We start from the raw sequence: 3,240 nt of genomic DNA, 5'->3' as shown, positions 1-3,240 counted from the left end.
CATGAAGTCGGTGTCGAGGCCGTCGGTGGCCCCGTAGAGCTCCACCTTCACCGGTCCGGCGATGGCGAGGTCCTTGTCCAGGACCGGGGTCTGGAAGCGCAGATAGTCCTGCCGCGCCGGGACCTGGCGCTGATCCTGCGGCCCCCGGTCGAAGGTCAGGTTGGCGCCCCCGAAGGTGGCCACCGGATTGGCCGGATCGAACCTGTAGCTGAGCTTGGCGTCGGTCGCGGGCGGGGCCGTCTGGGCGAGCGCGCTCATCGGCGAGATGCAAAGGGTCGCGGCCAGCAGGGCCTGCTTCAAGGCCATCATGGGCTTCCCCCCGCGCCGACATGGGCGCGAAAATTTTCTGTCTTTGAAATCGCGGCGCGGACGCCACGGGGAGATTAGGCGCCGCAATCGCAAATTCGGCTAGTGCGCGTCGTCCCAGTTGGCGGCGGCGCGGGCGTCGACCACCAGGGGCACCGAGAGCGCCACCACGGGTTCGGCGGCGTGCTCCATGACCTTTTTGGCGACCATGATCAGCGCATCGGCCTCGGCCTGCGGCGCCTCGAAGACCAGTTCATCGTGCACCTGAAGCAGCATGCGCGCCTTCAGGCCGGACTCCTTCAGAGCCGCCGGCATGCGGATCATGGCGCGGCGGATGATATCGGCCGCCGCCCCCTGCAGCGGGGCGTTGATCGCGGCGCGGTCGCCGAAGGCCCGCTCGGCCTGGGACTTGGAATAGACCGCCGGGATATTGACCTTGCGGCCAAAGATGGTGGTGACGAATCCCTGGGCGCGGACCGCCTGCTTGGTGCGGTCCATATAGGTGCGGATGCCGGGGAAGCGTTCGAAATAGGTCTTGATATAGGCCCCGGCCTCGTCCTGCGGGATGGAGAGCTGATTGGCGAGACCAAAGGCCGAGATGCCGTAGACGATGCCGAAATTGATCGCCTTGGCGCGCCGCCGCGTCTCGGCGGGCATGCCCTCGACGGGTACGCCGAACATCTCCGAGGCGGTGGCGGCGTGGATGTCCAGGCCGTCGAGGAAGGCCTTCTTCAGCTGCGGGATGTCGCCGACATGGGCCAACAGGCGCAGTTCGATCTGGCTGTAGTCGGCGCTGATCAGCACGTGGCCCGACTCAGCGATGAAGGCCTTGCGGATCTTGCGGCCTTCCTCGGTGCGCACCGGGATGTTCTGCAGGTTGGGGTCGGAGGACGACAGCCGCCCGGTGGTGGTGGCGCCCAGGGCATAGGAGGTGTGAACGCGGTTGGTGCGCGGCGAGATCGCGACGGCCAGGTTGTCGGTATAGGTGCCCTTCAGCTTCGACAGTTGCCGCCAGTCCAACAGGACGCGGGGCAGTTCGGCGCCCTGGGCGGCCAGGTCCTCAAGGATCGAGGCGTCGGTGCCTTGCGCCCCCGTGGCCGTGGTCTTCTTCGAGGCCAGGCCCATCTCCTGATAGAGCACCTCGCCGACCTGCTTGGGGCTGCCAAGGTTGAAGGGGCGCCCGGCCAGGGTGTGGGCCTGGGCCTCCAGTTCGGTCATCCGCACCGAGAAGTCGTGGCTCAGCCGGGCCAGCTGGTCGGGATCGATGCGGATTCCCTCGATCTCCATCTGGGCCAGGACCGCCGGCATGGGGCGTTCCAGGGTCTCGTAGACGGTGAGCAGGCCCTCGGCGTTCAGGCGCGGCCGCAGCAGCAGGTAGAGCCGCAGGGTGACGTCGGCGTCCTCGGCGGCGTAGCAGGTGGCCGGCTCCAGCGGCACGTGCTTGAAGCTCTTCTGCGCCTTGCCGGTCCCGGCCACCTGCTTGAAGGGAATGGGTTCGTGCTCCAGCCAGCGCTTGGACAGCTCGTCCATGCCGTGGCTCTTGTGCAGGCCCGCCTCCAGCACATAGCTGATCAGCATGGTGTCCTCGATGGGGGACACCTGGATGCCTTGGCGCGACAGCACGGCGATGTCGTACTTGGCGTTTTGCGCCACCTTCAGGACCGAGGGGTCCTCCAGCAGGGGCTTGAGCCGGGCGATCACCTCGTCGTGGGAGATCTGGGTCAGGTCGGCCGGGGCGTCGAACGCCAGCCCGCCTTCCTGCTCGTGGCCGACCGGGATGTAGCAGGCCTCGCCCGGCGCGATGGCCAGGGACACCCCGCAGAGGCCGGCGTTGGCCGAGGAGAGCGAGTCGGTCTCGGTGTCGAAGGCGATGACGCCCGCCGCACGGGCCTTGGCGATCCAGGCGTCGAGGGTCTCAAGATCCCGAACACAGACATATTTGGTGACGTCGATGGGGCCGTGGTCGGTCACCACCTGCGGACGCGGCCCCGGCGTGCTGGGCGCAGCGGGCGCCTTGGCCCCGCCACCGCCGCCGGCCACGCGGCGGCCCAGGGTGTGCAGGCCCATCTCCTCCAGGAAGGCGGCCAGCACCTCAGGCGTCGGCTCGGCCACCTTCAGGTCGTCGATGGGGGAGGGAAGCGGGGTGTCGCAGTCCAGCTGCACCAACTGCCGCGACAGCCGGATCTGGTCGGCGAAGTCGATCAGGGTCTGGCGGCGCTTGTCCTGCTTGATCTCGCCGGCTCGGGCCAGCAGCGTGTCCAGGTCGCCATATTCGTTGATCAGCAGGGCGGCGGTCTTGATGCCGATCCCCGGCGCGCCCGGCACATTGTCGACGCTGTCGCCGCACAGGGACTGGACGTCCACCACCTTTTCCGGCGGCACCCCGAACTTCTCGATCACCTGCTCGCGGCCGATCAGCAGGTTCTTCATGGTGTCGAGCATGCTGACCCGGTCGCCCACCAGCTGCATCAGGTCCTTGTCGGACGAGACGATGCGCACCTCGCCCCCCATGTCGCGGACCTTGCAGGCATAGGCGGCGATGATGTCGTCGGCCTCATAGCCGGCCAGTTCCAGGCAGGGGACGCCGAAGGCGCGGGTGGCCTCGCGCACCAACGGGAACTGCGGCACCAGATCCTCCGGCGCCGGCGGGCGGTGGGCCTTGTACTGGTCATAGAGCTTGTTGCGGAAGGTCTTCTCCGAGTGGTCGAACACCACGGCCAGGTGGGTGGGCGCGTCGGTCTGCGCCTTCATGTCCACCAAGAGCTTCCACAGCATGTTGCAGAAGCCCGACACCGCGCCGATCGGCAGGCCGTCGCTCTTGCGGGTCAGCGGCGGCAGGGCGTGGAAGGCCCGAAAGATGAAGCCAGAGCCGTCCACCAGATAGAGCCGGACCGCCGGTCCGTCCTGGGTGGCGGCGCGGGGCAGGTCGGGCAG

1 protein-coding gene and 1 pseudogene are annotated in these 3,240 nt (G+C 68.1%); both read right to left on the bottom strand.

Translation table 11 applies throughout. The features are described from left to right. Positions 1–309, bottom strand: a pseudogene (locus AAC997_RS17730) (hypothetical protein); the annotation flags it as partial. A gap of 99 nt (positions 310–408) precedes the next feature. After that, positions 409–3,240, bottom strand: a complete 2,832-nt coding sequence (gene polA, locus AAC997_RS17725; protein WP_340647031.1) for a DNA polymerase I — start codon at positions 3,238–3,240, stop codon at positions 409–411.

It is taken from the genome of Phenylobacterium sp. (assembly GCF_037968635.1).
In the GTDB taxonomy this organism is placed as follows: Bacteria; Pseudomonadota; Alphaproteobacteria; order Caulobacterales; family Caulobacteraceae; genus Phenylobacterium.
This window is presented reverse-complemented; position numbering and strand designations above follow the sequence as displayed.